Below are 17,945 nucleotides of genomic sequence, written 5' to 3'. Positions count from 1 at the left end.
CGAGATGCATTTTTTATTTACTTAAATACTGGCTCTTTAAAGCTAGCTAATTTTTCAAGTGATGTTTTATCAACATCTGCATGTAAGCTATTACCATGAGAGTCCATCGTTACAACTGCTTTAAACCCGTCGATACGTAAATGCCACATTGCTTCCGGAATACCAAATTGTAAGAAATCAACATCTTTCACTTCTTTAATACATTCAGCATAATATTGCGCTGCACCACCGATTGCGTTTAAATATACACCGCCGTGTTCTTCTAAAGTCGCTAATGTTTTCGCACCCATACCGCCTTTTCCAATGACAGCGCGAATACCGAATTTCTTCATAATATCGCCTTGGTACGGTTCTTCACGAATACTTGTCGTTGGACCTGCCGCTTTAATTTTCCAATTGTCATTTTCATCTTTCACAACAACTGGACCACAGTGGTAAATAATTTGTCCATTTAAATCTACTGGACAATCATTATCCATTAAATGCTTATGGATTGCGTCACGACCTGTATACATCATGCCATTAATTGTTACAACATCACCAACGCGAAGTTCACGAATTTGCTCTTCTGTAATTGGTGCTTGTAATACAATCTCACGTTGCTCTGTTTTTTCTTGTACTTCATGCTGAAGTGTATCTTCACCTTCTTGATATAGCCAATCCATAATGTCTCCTGTTTCAGGATGGATTTTCACACCAAGGCGACGATATGCCCAGCAATTATACGCAACAGATACATAGAAACTAGCTGGCAAACGATTATAGACACCAATTTTACAACCAAGTAAAGTTGTTTCTCCGCCAAATCCCATCGTACCAATGCCAAGCTTATTCGCATTTTCTAATACGTACTCTTCAAGATGTTGTAACTCTGGTACTGGATTGACATCATCTAATGTACGGAATAATTGATTTTTTGCCAATTCATAACCTGATGTGCGGTCTCCCCCGATACCAACACCAATTACACCAGCGCTACATCCTTGCCCTTGTGCTTGATATACTGCATGAAGAAGGCATTTACGAATCCCTTCTAAATCACGGCCAGCTCGTCCAAGTCCTTCTAGTTCACACGGTAAGCTATATTGAATATTTTTATTCTCACAGCCACCACCTTTTAGGATTAAACGTGCATCAATATAATCTTTTTCCCATTGTTCAAACTTAATCACCGGTGTACCTGGTCCTAAATTATTTCCACTATTATCTCCAAAAAGAGAATCAACAGAATTGGGACGAAGTTTACCATCTTTTGTCGCCCGCTCAAGCGCATTATAGATAGCTTCCTTCAACTTTAATTGATTCACACCAACTGGTGTATAAATTTTAAACGTTGGCATCCCTGTATCTTGGCAAATCGGCGAGATGTTATCATCAGCCATTTTAATATTATTTGTAATTGTGCCAAGTGCCATCGCAGAACGAGTCCCTGCATTTTCTCGCTCTTTCGCTTGTTGAATCGCACGACGAACATCTTTCGGTAAGTTCGTTGACGTTTCAACAATTAGTTGATACATGCTTTCTTGAAGCTTTTCCATTGTTACTTCCCCCTCAATTGTGAACGCTACCAAAACGTTATGAGCTGAAAATTCAATTGTTATGCTCTTTAGCTATTTATTTGTTTCACGCTATTAGAGCATAAATGAAATTTTTCACAACTTGATTATACCTCTTTTTCTATCGTCCTTCTATTACCCGAACAGAAAAAGGCTACCAAATTGGAATTGGTAGCCTTTTTAATATATTATTCGTCTTTTTTAAATTGCTCACATTTTAATTCTAATTCATCTAACATTGCAAGAAGACGATCTACATCTTCTAATTCAACTTCTTCAGGTTCAATTGTATCAATTACTTCAATGAACATATTTAAACGTTCTTTTAAATATACTAATTGTGTATCTTTATCTTGAATTGCTTTTCCCATGAAGGCACTCTCCTTTTAATTCGAGTTGCTTTTATTATACCGCAAAAACGATTGCTATGGGCATGAAATTTCATCAATTTTGTCACAGTCATCCACTATAATGTAAGCCCTCTCTCTTTCCATGCTAAAAAGTTTCACTTTATAAAAAGCACATATTCTTCTATTATAGAGAATGGACAAATTGTTATTTCAATAGTCAAAGGAGTATTTCATATGACGATATCACAAAAAATGAAGCCGATTACTCCTTCTTACGATCCATGGGAAGCGTATATGGACCTTGAAGAGTACGGCAAACTACTATTAACAAATGTTGAATTTACAACGACGACGTTATGCAACATGCGCTGTGAGCATTGCGCTGTTGGTTACACGTTACAGCCGAAAGACCCAAATCCGCTTCCGATGGATCTTTTATTAAAACGATTAGATGAGATTCCTCATTTACGTTCTTTAAGTATTACTGGCGGCGAACCTATGCTTTCAAAAAAATCCGTCGACAACTATGTAACACCACTCTTAAAATATGCCCATGAACGAGGCGTTCGCACTCAAATCAACTCTAACTTAACTATAGATTTAGCACGTTACGAACAGATTATTCCTTATTTAGACGTATTGCATATATCTCATAACTGGGGAACAATTGATGACTTCGTTGAAGGCGGATTTGCAATGATGGAGCGTAAGCCTACTTACGAACAACGTGCAAAATTATTTGAAAGAATGATTACAAATAGTAAGGCTCTATCAGATGCAGGTGTACTTGTATCGGCCGAAACAATGCTAAACAAAAGAACTCTACCACATATTGAACATATTCACCGCCAAATCGTCGAAGAGATGGGCTGTAAACGTCATGAAGTTCATCCAATGTATCCAAGTGACTTCGCGAGTAATCTAGAGATTTTAACAAAAGCTGAAATTCGTGATGCGATTGAACATTTACTAGAAATTCGCGATGAAAATGTATGGATGCTATTTGGAACTTTACCTTTCTATGCTTGTAGCGATGACGAAAAAGACATAGCTACATTTAAAAAATTGCAAGAGAGCAAAAATGTAACTGTTCGTAATGATCCAGATGGCCGTTCTCGTTTAAATGTAAATATTTTCGATGGAAATATTATTGTGACGGACTTTGGTGATGTTCCACTTCTAGGAAACATACAAACAAACACATTACAAGAAGCGTATGAAAAATGGAGCACTTCAAAAACAGCAAAATCATTAAGCTGCCACTGTCCTGCAGTAAAATGTCTTGGACCAAATGTTCTTGTAAAAAACAGCTACTATCCGACAGAAGATTTCTTATCAAAAACAGCAAACATTACATTATAAAAAAAACGTCAGCTTATAAGCTGACGTTTTTTATGTTATTGCGAGTGAGAAGAAGAAATAAATTTAAAAAACAAATGATCATGAATTGGAATTGCCGCTCCAATTCCTTGAGAAGTAATATTTTTCACAACAAGTCTTTTTTGATTTCCCTTTAATACAAGATACACTTCTCCAAATGTTACTTTTCCCTTTTCATTTACTGCTGGTGTATAAGCGTATAAATATCCAAGTTGACTCGGACTAATATTATACACACGCTCATGTCCAGTACCATAACCAATAGTTGTCTTAAACGAAAGAGGTAATTGTACTTTTTCAAGTGCTTTGAGAAGCATCATTTTTTTCACATCTGTAGCATCTTTCATATCTGCTGTTAAATCGCCTTCAACCGTCTTTTGTGTTTCTTGCTTATAGCGAAGTGGATATAAACGGTCTCCTCCGCGATTATCATACACATTTCGATTCACTTGTTTATATTCCCAATTAATCGATGTGTCTACTGATTCATAATGTAAGGCCCATTGACCTAAATAAATTTTTGCCCGATACCCTACTGCAAGTGGCGCATTTGAAATTGTCGTTTCATTAAACATCCGAATTAAGTCTGGATTTTCAATTTTAATATTAGCCGTTTTCAATAGCTCTTGAGCAAATTTACTTGGTTGTAAACGTGGCAAATCTTGCGCATCATTTGGAAATGTATTGTCTTTTGAAATATTTAAAACAGATGAAGGCATTTTTGTTCCTACTGTTGTCTTTGCAAAACTCATGTTAGGAAATAATAAAATAAACGAGACCATAGTTGAAAGACATATGCTGTATACTCGTTTCACCTGTCTGGCTCCTTCCTATGTAGGTATATATACTACTTCGTTTATTGTTTTCTCTGAGCGCAATTGTTATGCCTATTTTTCATAATAAATAAAAACCAATTCCCATAATGACATACGCTGCTAGTAAAGTGCCTCCTTCAAACCAGTTTGTATCTCCATCATTGGAAATCGCAATCGTTAAGAAAACGGCTGTAATCATAGACACAAGTTCTGGTATGGTAAATACTAAAGGCATCCTTTGCGCGAAGAACATAGATAGTAATACTAATACAGGAGCAACAAACATGGCGATTTGTAATGTAGAGCCTATTGCAATTTCAACTGCAATATTTACTTTATTTTTATAAGCCATAATAATTGCAGACGCATGTTCCGCTGCATTCCCAACAATTGCAACGATAATAACCCCTATAAATAACTCTGACCAGCCAAATGACTTTGCAACAGTTTCAAAAGTATGCACGAGTGCCTCTGACACATAAGCTACCGCTAGTGTTGCTATCGCTAAAATAAGTAGCGCCTTCCCTTTCGACCACTCTGGCTCTTCTTCATGCGCTACTTCGTCACTTTTATGTTGATATACACCACGGTGCGTAACTAACTTAAATAGTAATGCAGCAAGGTACATGATAATCATAATAATAGAAACACCTATACTTAATTGATACGTCTTGCCAGCGTCCATCTTCATTGAAAAGATCTCTGGAATAACAAAGGCCACAACAACAGCAAATATTAATAAAGCTGAATTATGCCTTGCATCATATACATTAAAACTTTGTCTTTTGTATTTAAGACCTCCAACAAAGAAGGATAACCCTCCTACTAATAATAAATTTCCAAGTACAGATCCCGTTAAAGAAGCTAACACCACTTCAATTAACCCTGCTTGAAGTGCAAAAATTGAAATGATAAGTTCAACAGCATTACCGAAAGTAGCATTTAATAATCCGCCTATTCTAGGACCAGAAACAATTGCTAGACTCTCTGTTGCTCTACCCATAAAACCAGCTAATGCGATAATCGTAACACAATACACAGCGAACATAATTGTTTCTGGCCAATGAAGTGTTTTTCCAAGTACAGATAGTGGCACACCTATAAGCGCTACTATAAGAAATATTTTATTAAACATGTTTTTCATCCTTCCATCGTATGTATTTCTCCTCAATATTATTATTATTCTTCTCCTAACTTGTCCGATTTCATCACAATTACGTTTAAAAAATCGGATTGAAGAAAACAGTATGAAAGATATTTAAATTATCTTGTTTAAACAGACAGAATTATAAATTGTGAAAAGGGGTTAAAATTATGCACTTAAAAGAAAAAATCGCAACTATTATTCAAGGTCAACGTACTGGTGTATTATCTACAGTACGAAATGAGAAACCTCATAGCGCCTTTATGATGTTTTTCCATGAAGATTTTGTACTGTATGTTGCAACAGATCGACAATCAAAAAAGATAACAGATATTGAACAAAATCCTAATGTCCATGTACTACTCGGACGAGAAGGGAAAAAATTAGATGAAGATTATATTGAAGTTGAAGGATTGGCTTCAATTGAGGAAGACTCGACATTAAAAAACAAGTTTTGGAATAATAGCTTAAAACGTTGGTTACTCGGCCCTGAAGACCCTAATTACGTATTGATAAAAATCAACCCCGACACAATTTATTACATCGATGGTGCCGGTACGACGGAGCCTGAGTTTTTACGACTATAAAATAAAACAAGCCCCCCTTAGGTGGGCTTGTTTTGTCGAAAAGTTCTTTTGAAAAAAACAATAAAATAGGTGGAACTTTCTAAAGATTCTGTTATATAATAGCATTAACTTAAATAAACTGTATTAAAACAGATTGAGAGGAGAAATAAAATTGATGAAGAGAGAAGAACGCAAAAACATGATTGAGTTTATTGAAAAGAAAAAAGGGATTGAGCGTGACGAATTACTGTTTATGACAGACGATGAAGTAGAACATATTTATAATGTAACGTACTTTTTATATGAGGAAATTGCAGAGTAGTATAATAATCCCCACCTTATTAAAAATATAAGGTGGGGATTATTTCGCTATTTAGCCCACTATTTACAGGCAGTAAAACTCCCACCTTAAAATTCAGGTGGAGCAAGAAGTTAAGTTGAAGTCGTGCTTCCTATAAGCTCAATTGCTTCAACTTTATACATGAGAATCATTTTCATGTATAATACTGTAAGATTGGAGGAATTTTACTATGAGTTCGTGGCTCTTATTTGCACTATTATCAGCAATTGCTGCTGCCCTTGTATCGATTTTTGGAAAGTTTGGTTTAGACGGCATCGATGCAAACGTTGCAACAACAATTCGATCTATTATTATGGCATTATTTATGATAGGCGTTATTATCATACAAGGTAAATTTCAAAATATCGGTGACGTACTGCTAAATAAAAAAGCACTGCTATTTATCACATTAAGTGGGATTGCAGGTGCTTCTTCATGGCTATTTTATTTTCTTGCCCTCAAAACAGGAAAGGTTTCACAAGTAGCTCCTGTCGATAAATTAAGCGTCGTATTTTCTATCATTCTCGCTATGATTATCCTCGGTGAAAAGTTAAACTTTATGACCGGTGTTGGTGTAGTCTTTATTACAGCTGGTGTATTATTTATTGCTTTCAGCTAAAAAAACCGCTATTAGCGGTTTTTCTTTTTCTTTATGTACAACCATACAACACATGTAACAACGGCTGAAATTAATAAAATCCATATTCCATAATGATGTAAACTATACTCAACGAAGCGCCACTTCTCGCCTAACTTCCAGCCAAGCCCAATAAAAACACTTATCCAAATGAGCGCACCACCGTAAGCGTACAAACAAAAACGCCAAAGTGTCAAATTTGATACCCCAGCAAAATATGCTGTTAAATGACGTACGCCCGGTATAAAATAACCAATCATTAAAAGAAATGGCCCATATTTTTCAAATAAAATATGTGTTTTTTCAATGTGATGTTCTTTAATTCTAATTTTCGGCCCATATTTCTTTAAAACAGGGAGCCCAAGTTTTAAACCTAATATGTAGCTTAACGTGATCCCTAACATCGCACCAGCCAGCCCACTTAAAAAAGCAGCAGTTCCTGACATAACTCCTTTTGAAACATTATAACCAACAAAGGTCAATAAAAACTCGTCTGGTATCGGTAATCCGACAATCCCACCAGCCAAAGCTATAACAATTCCAAAATAGCCATAATGCGCGATTAACTCGCCAATATGTTGTTCCATTCGGAAGACACATCCTATGCACGGTCGTTATTCCACATTGTACCCTTTCTATCTTTAAGGCAAACATGGTATACATATTCACTATACATTGTTTTTATAATGAACTCTACTTCTATTCTTTCCTTTAACAGAGATAAAGAAAAACTTTACTCAGTGGGAGTTTTGTTCATCCTCTACTAATTATTAACCTATGCCAATCTTGCTTTTACAGACATCCCGACTCCACATAACTCACTTACATTCACCAATTTTGAGATTAGATTCTTATTGCCCGCAAATAACCCGATAAAAAATAAAAATTCATATGCGTGTTTTTTTGTTACAATAAAGGAAAGTTACTTTTCGCAACGGTTTAACTCTCAAGAAAAATGATATATCTAGCAAAAACATAGTTTGGTCTATATAATGCAACTTCTACCTATTAAAAGAACATACACCCTTTTACATACAACATCATTTTTCTAAATTATACAGGGGGGAACGAACATGACCATTGAAAATCAATTTATTCAAAAAGTTTACTATAAAACATTTTTAACAGAAGAAACTTCTACTCCTGCATCGGAAGTACTCGGTGAAGCATATATAAATGAATCTAAAAATGAATTCTCCAACATTTCTAATATTCGATTTGCTCAAGGTGAATTTTATTATCAAAATAAAGATTTTGAAGCAGCTATATTTAAATGGGAAAAAGTAAATAATGCTCTTGCACTTTGGGCGACAAAAAATATTGCAGATGCTTATTTTGAACTAGGATTCTTACCAAAGGCAGAAGAAATTTATCAATCTATTCAAACGGAAGATACGACTCTTACGATGGAGGTTTCCTTACAACTTCTTTCTCTTTATATCGAACAAGATCGTTTAGGACTCGCTTTTAAGACGATTAGTGAAGCTGTTGCATTCCAACCGGACTACCCAAATATTACTGCAATTGCACGTTCTTTCTATGAAAAACAAGAAGATTGGAACAACGCTATCGAACTAGCTGTTCAAGAAGGTATCCGAACACAATCTTTACACTGGTTTGATACGTTAATAACTTACATAAACAAAGGATTTACAAAAAATATTAAGCCTGAATATTTCTATGAGTCTTTAAAAGCTCTATATGCTGTTGATCAAGCTCAATTTAAAGAACTTGTTATTGCTCTTTGGAATAGCTATCAACATGAATCCTTATACCTTCCTTGGATTCAAAGTATTAATCATTTATTCTTGCATATTGAAACAGACAATAATGACGATTGGAATGAAATCTCTACTCGCTACCAAGAAACATACTTTGCATTAATTACCGGAAATCATTTTATGCATGAATTAAACGGACTTGTACCAAATTTATTAACAAATTGGTTCAGTTTAACGAAAGCAAAAGATTCTCTAGTTGTCTCTGCAGCAGTGTTAGCATGGAATGAAGTCTCACCTACAACTTTAGAATCATTACTCGTAAAAAGTGCTGGATCCTTACTTTCTAATACATCAGCTGAAGCAGATGTAAATATGGAAACAGTTTCTCATTTATTCGAAACAATCGCTGTATGGGCTGAGAAAAATGATGTAGATTTAAGTCATCAATTTACGCTACTCGTCCATGAACTATGTGATTTAAATGTCACACCAATACTAATAGCTGGAACTAGTGACCATGATAAAACATCATTTGTTAATTCAATATTGGGAGAGAACATCTTAACTGAAACTTTAACAACTCCTATTCTATTTAAAGACGCTAGTCAAACTGAAATAACAGAATTTACCGAGTTAGATATAAGAAATATCCCTAACCTTGATGAATTCCATCAAATAACGGCTACATCTGCTCAGTCAGAACTTGAGAAAAAATGTATAGAAATTAAGCTACCAAGTAGGTTTTTAAGAAAAAATAAGTTTACATTTCTTATTACACCATCTATTCAAGGACAATTGGATAAAAACAATGCATACTTTGAATACTTACAAGCAGCAGATAGCCTTGTATACGTATTAAATTCTTCTTCACCATTGCATAGTCAAGAAATTGATACGTTAATTTATTTACGTGAACAAGTACCAAACTTACAAATTCACTTCGTATCACACACAAATAATACGACTACTGATGAAAAACTAATTAGTAAACTTAAAGTACATTTTCCAGATGCACAATTCTTCCCATACTCTCCTTCGCAAGAGAGTAGCCAGCAACTTGGAGATGTAACAGAATCTATTCTTTCTAATCTTGCAAAACGCGATATAGAAAAAGAACGTATAGAAAAGCTAATATGGTTTACGCAAAAGACAATTGCTTATCTCATAAATGAACGTGTGGAATTAGAAAATACATTAGTAAAATCCGTACGCTGGAATAAACACATCTCAGTGAAACTTACTGGATTTATTAATAACCTTACTGCTCTTGAAAAAGATAAAATTCGTTCTATTACCGAATCCTATCTTTTAACGAAAGAAGAAATTACACGAGATATACATTCTCAAATTCCTGAATTATTACAGAGCTGCTCTGATCTTGTTCAAGAAGATAGTGATTTCAAATTAGTTCATGAAGAATTAAATGCTGCAATGAATGAACGAGTTCAAAAGCATGTACAACAGGTACTTCTTCCTAAATTTACTGGGTCTATTCAAGAATGGATTGAAACAGCACATAATGAATTTATTCAAGCTCAAGCTTATTTAGATGAAATGAGTGAAACGTTTAATAAATTATATAAAGAAGAACGTATGAAACTTCCTTGCGATTTCAAATTATTAGATGATTGGAATCGAGATGTTGTACGAATGACAAATCGAATTACAGTAACGAACATCAATATTTTATTACGCTTTACACCGACACAGTTTTTCTTAAAAAGTGCCGGAAAATTATTTGGTAATATGCAAAAAAACCAATCTATGCTCGCCAACAAATATAAACAATATATTGAAACAGAAGACTATACAGAAATTGCTCACACAATTTCAAAACAATTCTTCCTTCAATTTGAAGTATTTGAAGGTGCATTAGAACGTGATATCATGATGTTCTTCAAAGATCCACTTAATATATTGAAACAAAATGTAGATGCAGCTCAACTTGAGATAAAGGAAGACGAGCAAACATTAGCAACGCTAAGAAGCAATCCAGAAACATATCATGATCCTTTGGCGTTATTTAAACTACAATTGCTACAACATAAATTCGTTTTAAGTACTACAAAGAAACATGAAGATATGTTCGTATCTAACGAATCTCCTACTGTTTAACAAAAAAACCAAGCAAACTAAAATTTGCTTGGTTTTTTACTTTATTATTTTCATATGTTCAAACGGATAATAAATGCCTGCTAACTTTCCTAACACATCTTCTCTATCAATAAAACCTAAACCATTTCTACTATCTTTACTTATTAAGCGATTATCTCCCATAACAAAAATCTTATTTTTAGGAACTGTAATCGGTCCAAAGTCCTCTGTTAAATTCATAAGTTTTTTTTCTGCTTGTTTTTTATTACTATCCAAATACTCTTCATCTTTCACTTCAGAATTTACATATAATTGATCATTTCTCATCTCAATTATATCTCCAGATAATCCAATCACTCTTTTGACATAAAAATTATCTGTTTTCACAACAATAATGTCTTCTCTCCCATAGCTTTCAAATTGTTTTGCTAACTTATTAACAATTACCTTATCTCCATCTTGCAACGTTGGCCTCATAGATGCTCCTTTTACAGTCGTAGGGAAAAACACAAAAATTTTCGCCAAAAACACCAATAAACATGCAATTGCAATAGTTCCAAAGAATTCACGCCAACGTTTTTTCTTTTGCATCATTTCACCATCTCATCATCTTTTTACTTTTATTATAAATAATACAACCGATATTTTTCTACAAAATTCTGAATTATAAAATTATAATATTAGAAATTTCAAAATGGTAATACTGATCAAATTAAACAAGCAAAAAAGATACTCTCAAAATAGTCTATCCGCTATTTTGAGAGTATCTTTTTATAATCCCACATATACAATACACATTTGAGCAGCTACATATGTAAACCAAATCCAAAGTGGCTCATACTTCAATTTACGCCCTCCGATATCTGTCACGCCAATAATAAAATCAGAAATCACAAACAGTAAACCACCAAACGCTGGTATCCACCATATTCCTGTATTTTCATAATATAAGGCGAATGCAAAGCAAGCCATTCCTCCAACCCACAATCCGTAAATTAAAGCTCCTATCGTAAACAATTTATCCTGTTTATCATTTCGGATAAAGAAGAACCATCCTACAATTAGAAAGAGCCCATATACGAGTAAACCAATCCAAAAACCATTCCACGAAATTCCTGTTTGCAAAAATGCTTTTACATAAAAACAATGAGCAAGAGCGAAAGTAACCATCCCTCCAATTAACCTGTGACCAATTGGAATCAGCCCAGCCATAAACAAATCTCCCACAGTCGATAAAGTCATACCAAGTGCAACCCACGTACTATACTCTACAGATGGATCTTGTAACCATATCCAAATTGCACTACCTGTTAAAGAAAAACTAAGAATAAGACGGATTGCTAAAGGTAACGGCATATTATCTTTCGTTCTTTTTGTCTGCCGCATTGCATAAATTGCACCAATTAAAAAAAGAAGTATTTGCCCAATTAACACCACGTAAAGTAGATTCATAATATGTTCTCCTCAATAAATGCTTTTTGTATCTTTTTTCGTTACACTTAGTCTATTATCCTTTTTCTATAAAAAAAGAAGAACAGTACTGTTCTTCCATTGTAATCGCTTTTCTGCTTTCTATGCTACTTGTTTTTCTTTCTCTATTTTTTGCTTAGCTGGCGTCCGATTTACCACAATAATTCCCGCGGCTACACATGCTAAACCGAGTAGCACAAATGAATGAATTGCTTCACCTAAAATCATGCTCGATAATAACACACCAAATACGGGTATAAAGAACATATACATAGATACTTTTCCAACCTTGTTGTACTTCATAATTGTATTCCAAATGCAAAAACCAGCTGCAGATAAGAAAGATAAATAAATCAGCATAAGTAGTGCATGTAGACTAAATGTAAATGGCATGACTCCAACTTGTAAAGCCCCTATACATAATAATCCTATAGAACCAAACATCATTTGGTATGCTGTCATATAGCCAACATCTAATGTTTTACTACCTTCTTTTGCTAATATGTTTCCATATGAATACAGCATTGCTGCACTAAGAAGTAATAAGCTTCCGATTCCAAAATGAAATGATAAGCTACCATCACTCGGCACATTTACTAAAACGACGCCACAAAAACCAATCGATACCCCAATTATTTTTCTTATATTGAGAGCATCATCTTTATATAAAAAATGGGCGAGTAAAATTTGAAAGAATGATGATGTCCCTGAAATGATAGCTCCTTCAATTCCTGAACTATAACTCATTCCAATGTAAAAACAGATATATTGAAGAAACGTTTGGAATAAACCAATTTGTATTAACTGTTTCCCCGTTCCTTTTTTGAAGCTCATATCTTTTCCTAACACTTTAAAGAATAATAAGAGCATGACTCCAGATAACAAGAAACGATAACCGGCAAATAATATTTGTTCTCCAACTTCTTGTGGTTGAATTCCAAGTTCAGCATAACTTAACTTAATAAAAGGAAATGCGCTTCCCCATAAAAAAGTTGCTACTATTGCAGCAATAAATACGCCAATCGGATGGGTAAAAAATTTCTCTGTCTTCACTTGTTGTCTTCCTTTCCGACCTTTTTATGAACAATATTCATATATACCAAAGGAATTGCGAAAACACAAGTTTTCCGTTTATACTTGAAACAAAACCGTACCATCTCATAAAAACATATGATATACTATAGAATAATTACAACATAATAACTATTAAAAACAGATTCAACAGAAATGCTGCTATCCATTATGGATGGCAGCTTTCGTCGTTTTATAGGGGTTTCGATTTTGATTATTTTTCTCAATAAGAATTCGGAAGGAGCGAGTAGTAATGAACTCAGAAGTAAAAACGTTACACGCAAAAGAAACAATTTCTCATCCCTCTTTATGGGATACATTAAAAAAACATTATGAACTTGTATTTGCATTGGCATCTGGTATTTTTATTTTAGCTGGCTGGCTATTCACAAAGAACGATGCAATGAATGCAGGTATTACTTGCTATATCCTTGCTTATATAGTTGGTGGATATGCAAAAGCGAAAGAAGGAATTGAAGATACGATTGAAGAAAAAGAGCTAAATGTTGAAATGCTAATGCTCTTTGCAGCTATCGGTGCTGCAATTATTGGCTACTGGGCAGAAGGGGCTATTTTAATCTTCATCTTTGCGCTCAGCGGTGCTATGGAATCTTATACATTAAGTAAGAGCCAAAAAGAAATTTCCGCTCTTCTTGACTTACAACCCGAAGAAGCATTACGCATTTCCAACGGAACAGAGGAACGTATTCCTGTTGGAGAGTTACAAATTAACGACATTATTTTAATTAAACCAGGTGAACGTGTTCCTGCTGACGGTACGATTCATAACGGTGAAACAAATATTGATGAAGCAGCAATCACGGGAGAACCTATTCCAAATGAGAAAAGACATGGCGATGAAGTATTTGCAGGTACTGTAAATTTACGTGGTGCTATCGAAGTTAAAATTACGAAGCCGAGCGATCAAACATTATTCCAAAAGATTATCCGTCTCGTACAAAGTGCACAAAGTGAAAAATCACCATCACAACTATTCATCGAAAAGTTTGAAGGAACATACGTAAAAGGTGTACTACTCGTTGTTGCGCTTATGATGTTCGTTCCTCATTTCTTACTTGACTGGAGCTGGAATGAAACGTTTTATCGCGCTATGATCTTACTTGTAGTCGCATCTCCTTGTGCGCTCGTTGCTGCCATTACACCAGCAACGTTATCTGCAATTTCTAACGGAGCAAGAAATGGAATTCTCTTTAAAGGTGGCATACATTTAGAACGCCTCGCTTCAGTAAAAGCAATCGCCTTTGATAAAACAGGAACATTAACAGAAGGAAAACCTACCGTAACAGATATATATGTTCGAGAAAATATGACAGAAAAAGAAGTACTTTCTATTACAGCATCAATTGAAAGTCACTCTACACATCCTTTGGCTGAATCTATTGTTAAATATGCACAACATGCGTACGACATTACATTAAAAAAACCAGAAAAGGTTGAAGATGTAACTGGTTTTGGGCTAAAAGGAATATTCGAAAACAACGCTTATAAAATAGGTAAAGCTGATTTTATCGGTGAAGAAACAAAAACATTTCATAATGGTATTTCTGCCTCACTTGAAAAGGAAGGTAAAACTGTCGTTTATATTAGTGATGAGGGAGGCATTCTTGGACTTATCGCTTTAAAAGATACGCTTCGCCAAGAAACAATAGCTGCTATTCGTGATTTACAAAGCATTGGTGTCGAAGCAATTATGATTACTGGAGATAATGAAGAAACGGCAAAAGCAATTGCCTCTGAAAGTAATATAAAGGAATATTACGCATCATGCTTACCAGAAACAAAAGTTGAAACGATTAAAAAATTAAAAGAAAAATACGGTACAGTAGCAATGGTCGGAGACGGTATAAATGATGCACCTGCACTAGCTACTGCTAGCATTGGTGTCGCAATGGGAGAAGGAACAGATGTAGCTTTAGAAACTGCGGATGTTGTACTGATGAAGAACGAACTATCTCGTCTTTCTCAAGCAATCCGTCTATCAAAACGAATGAATCGTATTGTGAAGCAAAACGTAATCTTTTCGCTAGCCGTTATTGCCATGCTAATTTGTTCAAACTTCTTGCAATTTTTAGCTCTTCCATTCGGTGTTATTGGCCATGAAGGAAGTACGATTCTTGTCATTTTGAATGGCTTACGATTATTAAAAGGAAGCAAATAAAACGGGTCCCTCATAGAGGACCCGTTTTTTTTAATGATAGCTATTATGACCGTTCGCACTGCTACTCGTTTTATGCTTTGGATGCGAACTGCTCTTTTGTTTATTATTACTTTTATTATTATGGTTCTTTTTATTATTACTCATGAAATATCCCCCCTGTTCCTTTTTATTATGGAACAAGAGCTCATTATTCATTACGGGAATTATTGTCACCGGTTCTATAATGGTGGAGTAAACCATTAATTTCACCGCCAAGTAAAATTACCCATCCAGTTAAGTAAAACCATAACATTAAAATAATGATACCACCGAGACCACCATATGTATTGGCGTAATTCGCAAACTTATCTACATAATAAGCAAATGAGTACGATACCACAATCCATCCTACAGTAGCAAATAACGCCCCTGAAATAACTTCTCTTCTTTTTAACTTTCGATCTGGTGCAAATGTATATAAGAAACTAAACAAAGCAAATAGCACGAAGAAACTCGCTACTAATCGTGTAATGCTCCATACGAAAGAAAAACTATCTGATAAACCGAGTGCTTTAAACACTGCTGCTCCAATAACTTGTCCGAATACCGGAACAATTAACGCAAAGACAATCATAAAAATAATAGCTAATGTAAACACAATTGATAACGCTCTTGTTGTAATAAAAGAACGTGTTTCCTTCACGTCATAAGCGCGGTTAAAAGCATTCATAACCGCATTAACACCATTTGAGGCAAACCATAACATGGATAATAAACCAAATGATAATAAACCACCATTTTGCTGGTTTACAACTTTATCTACATTTACCTCAATTAAGTTCATTGCATCATCTGGTACATAAACCTCTAATAAACTAAGCACATCCTCTGTTTGAATGGGAATAAATCCAAGAAGCGTAATTAAGAAAACGAGCCCAGGAAAAATTGCAAGCAAGAAGAAATAAGCGAGCTGTGCTGCCAAGCCCGCTACATCATCGCGCATCGTCCGGTCATATAAATCTTTACCAAACGAATAAGTACGATTTCTTCTCACCTTTTCTAAAATTTTTCTCATATATGTTTAAACGCTTTTCTTCTCTTCTTTATCTTGCTTTAACTCAATGTACGCTTCAGTTTTTTTTTCCACTGCATTTGAGTCTTTTATAAATAATTCACGCGCTTCTTTCATACCACCATCTTCAGCAACTACTGGCTCTTCTTCTGCTTTCAGCTCATCTACCTTTGGAGATACAGCTTGAATTTCAATCGTTTCTGGCTTTTCTTCTGGCTCAACTTTTTTCTTACTAAAAATTTCTTTCGTTTCTTTTAACGTCTCTACAACAGATGGCGTTAATTTTTTAATTTCTGCTACTTTCGCTTTTACCACATTGAAATCAGCAAGTTCGCGTCCTTTATCTGTAACAGTTTGCACTTTTTCTTTGATCTTTGCATTTTCGCCAATTTCAATCATCTTTGTTTTTGCTTTTTCTGCTGTATTTTTTACTTTTTCACGATTTTCTTTCTTCAACATAGATACAGCTACACCTGCAGCTACACCAATCGCAATGTTTCGAGCAATATTATTTTTCTTTGCCATATTCCTTCACCCTTTCATTTCTTATGTTAGAAAGTATTTCTTTCTAAGCTTCCTCATATTCCTTGTTCATTTCGAATGAAAGCTAATAGCTTTGCACACCCTTCTGTTACAAGGTCATATACTTCTTGGAAATTCCCTGTATAGTAAGGGTCGGGAACGTCTGTCCAGCCACCGTCTGGAACAAAATCGGACAGCCTACCAATATAGCCTCCAGTTTTACCTAAACTTTTTAAATCTGCTATATTCTTGTTGTCCATGGCAATAATATAATCAAACTTTGTTAAGTCTTCTTTTTCTACTTGCCTTGCTTTAATTCCTTCAAAAGTGACTGCATTTTCTTTTAAAATTTTTTGTGTTCCTTTATGTGGCGGATGGCCAACATGCCAATCTCCAGTTCCTGCAGAATCAATGACAATTTTCTCTTCGAGTCCCTCTTTTACGACAAGATCTCGAAAAATCGCTTCTGCCATTGGAGAACGGCAAATGTTCCCAAGACAAACAAACAATACTTGAACCATGTTTTTGTTTCTTCCCTTCTTGGTGCATTTCTTCATATATACTTATAGTATAAACAACCAATTATGAAATATAAAGGAAATCCCTACTAATTTAATAGGATTGAAAAGATTCATTAACGAAAATGATAAAAAATGTTAAGATAGCCTTATGTTATTTTAAAGGGGGACACTTCGGTGGATTTATCCGTAAAGTCAGAAGAAAACGTTGAATACATGGTCGAAGCTATTAAAGAAAAATTACGTATGGTTAATGCTGGAGCGATGAGAGCTGCTAGTTTTAACGAAGAAATGTACGAAGATTTACGTGACATTTATGATCATGTTATGAAACGTGAAACATTCAGCATTAGTGAAATGCAAGCTATTACAGAAGAATTAGGTACATTAATTAAAAAGTAAAAAAGCCTCTCTTATATGTGGTATTATCCCCTATAGGTAGACAGTAAAAAAAGAGTCCATCTGATATGATGGACTCAATACTGTTTTATCTGGAGGGGATTTTTTTATGGCAAGAAAAGGACAATCATT

The 17,945-nt window shown here is 34.7% G+C and carries 18 protein-coding genes; 7 read left to right on the top strand and 11 right to left on the bottom strand.

The genetic code is table 11. The features are described from left to right. Positions 1–17 precede the first annotated feature (17 nt). The gene (fumA, locus tag MR136_RS25565) at positions 18–1,538 is read right to left on the bottom strand and encodes a class I fumarate hydratase (RefSeq protein WP_017673797.1); all 1,521 of its coding nucleotides are present in this window, start codon (positions 1,536–1,538) and stop codon (positions 18–20) included. 206 nt (positions 1,539–1,744) lie between these two features. Then, on the bottom strand, positions 1,745–1,927 hold the full coding sequence (locus MR136_RS25560; protein ID WP_000513558.1) for an SE1561 family protein: 183 nt from the start codon (positions 1,925–1,927) through the stop codon (positions 1,745–1,747). Positions 1,928–2,140: 213 nt separating this feature from the next. Here MR136_RS25560 and yfkAB point away from each other — a divergent pair, with 213 nt between their 5' ends. After that, positions 2,141–3,268: a radical SAM/CxCxxxxC motif protein YfkAB gene (gene yfkAB, locus MR136_RS25555; RefSeq protein ID WP_000156016.1), complete on the top strand. Its 1,128-nt coding sequence runs from the start codon at positions 2,141–2,143 to the stop codon at positions 3,266–3,268. A gap of 35 nt (positions 3,269–3,303) precedes the next feature. Here the strand turns inward: yfkAB and MR136_RS25550 are convergent, their stop codons facing one another. After that, the gene (locus MR136_RS25550; RefSeq protein WP_031312282.1) at positions 3,304–4,101 is read right to left on the bottom strand and encodes a YfkD famly protein; all 798 of its coding nucleotides are present in this window, start codon (positions 4,099–4,101) and stop codon (positions 3,304–3,306) included. A gap of 79 nt (positions 4,102–4,180) precedes the next feature. Further along, positions 4,181–5,236, bottom strand: coding sequence for a calcium/proton exchanger (gene cax, locus MR136_RS25545; RefSeq protein ID WP_000482137.1), 1,056 nt, complete (start codon positions 5,234–5,236; stop codon positions 4,181–4,183). A 179-nt stretch (positions 5,237–5,415) separates the two neighbouring features. On the opposite strand from cax, the gene MR136_RS25540 reads away from it, so the two are divergent. The 3 genes from MR136_RS25540 (at position 5,416) to MR136_RS25530 (ending at position 6,770) form a co-directional block, all read left to right on the top strand. After that, positions 5,416–5,832: a pyridoxamine 5'-phosphate oxidase family protein gene (locus MR136_RS25540; RefSeq protein ID WP_000550220.1), complete on the top strand. Its 417-nt coding sequence runs from the start codon at positions 5,416–5,418 to the stop codon at positions 5,830–5,832. Between the two features lie 154 nt (positions 5,833–5,986). After that, on the top strand, positions 5,987–6,133 hold the full coding sequence (locus tag MR136_RS25535; RefSeq protein ID WP_000817786.1) for a BH0509 family protein: 147 nt from the start codon (positions 5,987–5,989) through the stop codon (positions 6,131–6,133). 208 nt (positions 6,134–6,341) lie between these two features. Next, positions 6,342–6,770 (top strand): EamA family transporter, encoded by a 429-nt coding sequence (locus tag MR136_RS25530; protein ID WP_000100295.1) that lies wholly within the window; start codon positions 6,342–6,344, stop codon positions 6,768–6,770. Between the two features lie 11 nt (positions 6,771–6,781). On the opposite strand, the gene MR136_RS25525 is transcribed toward MR136_RS25530, so the two are convergent. After that, the gene (locus MR136_RS25525) at positions 6,782–7,375 is read right to left on the bottom strand and encodes a DedA family protein (protein WP_103622108.1); all 594 of its coding nucleotides are present in this window, start codon (positions 7,373–7,375) and stop codon (positions 6,782–6,784) included. 486 nt (positions 7,376–7,861) lie between these two features. Between MR136_RS25525 and MR136_RS25520 the strand changes: the two genes are divergently transcribed. Further along, positions 7,862–10,624, top strand: coding sequence for a tetratricopeptide repeat protein (locus tag MR136_RS25520; RefSeq protein WP_017673778.1), 2,763 nt, complete (start codon positions 7,862–7,864; stop codon positions 10,622–10,624). Between the two features lie 36 nt (positions 10,625–10,660). Here the strand turns inward: MR136_RS25520 and lepB are convergent, their stop codons facing one another. The 3 genes from lepB to MR136_RS25505 form a co-directional block, all read right to left on the bottom strand. Then, a complete protein-coding gene (lepB, locus tag MR136_RS25515; RefSeq protein WP_000983310.1) occupies positions 10,661–11,197 on the bottom strand; it encodes a signal peptidase I in 537 nt (178 codons plus the stop codon). 177 nt (positions 11,198–11,374) lie between these two features. Next, positions 11,375–12,055, bottom strand: coding sequence for a lysoplasmalogenase (locus tag MR136_RS25510; protein WP_001051080.1), 681 nt, complete (start codon positions 12,053–12,055; stop codon positions 11,375–11,377). A gap of 120 nt (positions 12,056–12,175) precedes the next feature. Further along, positions 12,176–13,126 carry a DMT family transporter gene (locus MR136_RS25505; RefSeq protein WP_000845697.1) on the bottom strand — a complete coding sequence of 317 codons (951 nt, stop codon included), beginning with the start codon at positions 13,124–13,126 and terminating at the stop codon, positions 12,176–12,178. 271 nt (positions 13,127–13,397) lie between these two features. Here MR136_RS25505 and MR136_RS25500 point away from each other — a divergent pair, with 271 nt between their 5' ends. Beyond that, complete coding sequence (locus tag MR136_RS25500; RefSeq protein WP_006927450.1) at positions 13,398–15,323, top strand: heavy metal translocating P-type ATPase; 1,926 nt, start codon at positions 13,398–13,400, stop codon at positions 15,321–15,323. A gap of 187 nt (positions 15,324–15,510) precedes the next feature. Here MR136_RS25500 and MR136_RS25495 read toward each other — a convergent pair whose 3' ends face one another. Genes MR136_RS25495 through MR136_RS25485 form a run of 3 tightly spaced genes read right to left on the bottom strand, consistent with a single transcriptional unit; the run spans position 15,511 to position 17,417 of the window. Next, the gene (locus tag MR136_RS25495; RefSeq protein ID WP_001226536.1) at positions 15,511–16,377 is read right to left on the bottom strand and encodes a YihY/virulence factor BrkB family protein; all 867 of its coding nucleotides are present in this window, start codon (positions 16,375–16,377) and stop codon (positions 15,511–15,513) included. Between the two features lie 6 nt (positions 16,378–16,383). Then, positions 16,384–16,899: a DUF4075 domain-containing protein gene (locus MR136_RS25490; RefSeq protein WP_001085387.1), complete on the bottom strand. Its 516-nt coding sequence runs from the start codon at positions 16,897–16,899 to the stop codon at positions 16,384–16,386. Between the two features lie 53 nt (positions 16,900–16,952). Next, on the bottom strand, positions 16,953–17,417 hold the full coding sequence (locus MR136_RS25485; RefSeq protein ID WP_000250910.1) for a low molecular weight protein-tyrosine-phosphatase: 465 nt from the start codon (positions 17,415–17,417) through the stop codon (positions 16,953–16,955). Positions 17,418–17,591: 174 nt separating this feature from the next. On the opposite strand from MR136_RS25485, the gene MR136_RS25480 reads away from it, so the two are divergent. Then, a complete protein-coding gene (locus MR136_RS25480) occupies positions 17,592–17,816 on the top strand; it encodes a DUF1128 domain-containing protein (protein ID WP_000366196.1) in 225 nt (74 codons plus the stop codon). Positions 17,817–17,945 lie beyond the last annotated feature (129 nt).

This window comes from Bacillus cereus group sp. BfR-BA-01311, from assembly GCF_022664295.1.
Lineage (GTDB): Bacteria > Bacillota > Bacilli > Bacillales > Bacillaceae_G > Bacillus_A > Bacillus_A cereus.
This window is presented reverse-complemented; position numbering and strand designations above follow the sequence as displayed.

Coding starts and splice junctions, on each gene's coding strand:
- fumA (WP_017673797.1), bottom strand. CDS start 1,538: ATGGAAAAGCTTCAAGAAAGCATGTATCAACTAATTGTTGAAACGTCA.
- MR136_RS25560 (WP_000513558.1), bottom strand. CDS start 1,927: ATGGGAAAAGCAATTCAAGATAAAGATACACAATTAGTATATTTAAAA.
- yfkAB (WP_000156016.1), top strand. CDS start 2,141: ATGACGATATCACAAAAAATGAAGCCGATTACTCCTTCTTACGATCCA.
- cax (WP_000482137.1), bottom strand. CDS start 5,236: ATGTTTAATAAAATATTTCTTATAGTAGCGCTTATAGGTGTGCCACTA.
- MR136_RS25540 (WP_000550220.1), top strand. CDS start 5,416: ATGCACTTAAAAGAAAAAATCGCAACTATTATTCAAGGTCAACGTACT.
- MR136_RS25535 (WP_000817786.1), top strand. CDS start 5,987: ATGAAGAGAGAAGAACGCAAAAACATGATTGAGTTTATTGAAAAGAAA.
- MR136_RS25530 (WP_000100295.1), top strand. CDS start 6,342: ATGAGTTCGTGGCTCTTATTTGCACTATTATCAGCAATTGCTGCTGCC.
- MR136_RS25525 (WP_103622108.1), bottom strand. CDS start 7,375: ATGGAACAACATATTGGCGAGTTAATCGCGCATTATGGCTATTTTGGA.
- MR136_RS25520 (WP_017673778.1), top strand. CDS start 7,862: ATGACCATTGAAAATCAATTTATTCAAAAAGTTTACTATAAAACATTT.
- lepB (WP_000983310.1), bottom strand. CDS start 11,197: ATGATGCAAAAGAAAAAACGTTGGCGTGAATTCTTTGGAACTATTGCA.
- MR136_RS25510 (WP_001051080.1), bottom strand. CDS start 12,055: ATGAATCTACTTTACGTGGTGTTAATTGGGCAAATACTTCTTTTTTTA.
- MR136_RS25500 (WP_006927450.1), top strand. CDS start 13,398: ATGAACTCAGAAGTAAAAACGTTACACGCAAAAGAAACAATTTCTCAT.
- MR136_RS25495 (WP_001226536.1), bottom strand. CDS start 16,377: ATGAGAAAAATTTTAGAAAAGGTGAGAAGAAATCGTACTTATTCGTTT.
- MR136_RS25490 (WP_001085387.1), bottom strand. CDS start 16,899: ATGGCAAAGAAAAATAATATTGCTCGAAACATTGCGATTGGTGTAGCT.
- MR136_RS25485 (WP_000250910.1), bottom strand. CDS start 17,417: ATGGTTCAAGTATTGTTTGTTTGTCTTGGGAACATTTGCCGTTCTCCA.